This window comes from Burkholderia sp. Ac-20392 (assembly GCF_017104585.1).
GTDB classification, from domain to species: domain Bacteria; phylum Pseudomonadota; class Gammaproteobacteria; order Burkholderiales; family Burkholderiaceae; genus Burkholderia; species Burkholderia lata.
Map to the genome: position 1 here is coordinate 1 of NZ_JAAGPB010001091.1, position 1,000 is coordinate 1,000.

Annotated in this window: 2 pseudogenes; both read right to left on the reverse strand. The window is 70.5% G+C overall.

Features of this window, described 5'->3' with window-relative positions:
• Nucleotides 1-455: pseudogene (locus G3N99_RS40955) on the reverse strand (MFS transporter); the annotation flags it as partial.
• Nucleotides 456-671: 216 nt separating this feature from the next.
• Nucleotides 672-1,000: pseudogene (locus G3N99_RS40960) on the reverse strand (transcriptional regulator); the annotation flags it as partial.

Consider the following 1,000-nt stretch of genomic DNA (forward strand, 5'->3'; position numbering starts at 1 on the left):
GCGGCCGAATAGAGGCCCATCACGGGCGCCAGCCGGTCGACGGACCAGCGTTGCGCGAGGCCGGGCACGAGCGCCTGGATAACGGCGAAGCCGGCGCCCGCGACGATCGCGGTCGCGATCAGGCCGGCGCTGCCGCCTGTCCACAGGCGCGCCGTGCAGCCGGCCGCGATCAGCGCCAGCGCGACGGTCAATGCGCGCTGTTCGCCAAAGCGCCGCGCGAGCCCGACTCCGACCCCGGCGACGACACCCATCAGCACGAACGGCAGCGTGGTCAGCAGCGCGGCCGCACGAAAGCCGAGGCCCGTGTCGGCGCGCACGACGTCGAGCACGGGGCCGAATGCGGTCAGGAACGGTCGCAGGTTGAGGCCGGCCAGCACCAGCAGCGCGAGCGCGCCATGGGACACGGAAGCCGTATGCGGGCGGTGGACGGCTTGCGCGGTGCCGGGGTCGGACATCGGGATGCTCCAGGGAGGGGGCCGGTGGCCCTGTGATGCGATGCCGAAAGGGTAAGCGCGCGCTACGCCAGGTGAAAATTAAATATTCGACTGGGAATCAGTGTGGAATGCGATGGGTTTGCGCGGAGCGATGGGGCCGGATGGGCGCGGCTGGCGAAGGCGGGCGATACGGTGCGACGGCGCTTTTGACTGACGAGTCAGGCGAAACACGCGCCGTCAAGTGACAGGCATCTGCTCGGCCAGCGCTTGCTTGCGCGCGGCCACCAGCGTCCGGACGAGCGCGCGATCGGTCGCCGTTTCCGGCGTAAAGATCACGAGCGTCTGGTCGGGCCGGCCGCTCACCGCGAACGCCGAGTATTCGAGCGCGATTCGCCCGACGACAGGATGGTGGAGCTCCTTGGTCCCTTCCTCGTGCGAGCGGATATCGTGGTCGCGCCACAGCGCGTCGAACTCGGCGCTCGTCGCGCGCATCTCGTCGACGAACGCCTGCACGGCCTGCGTCGCGCCGCCGCGCGCGACGTCGGCGCGAAACGCGCCCACCGCGA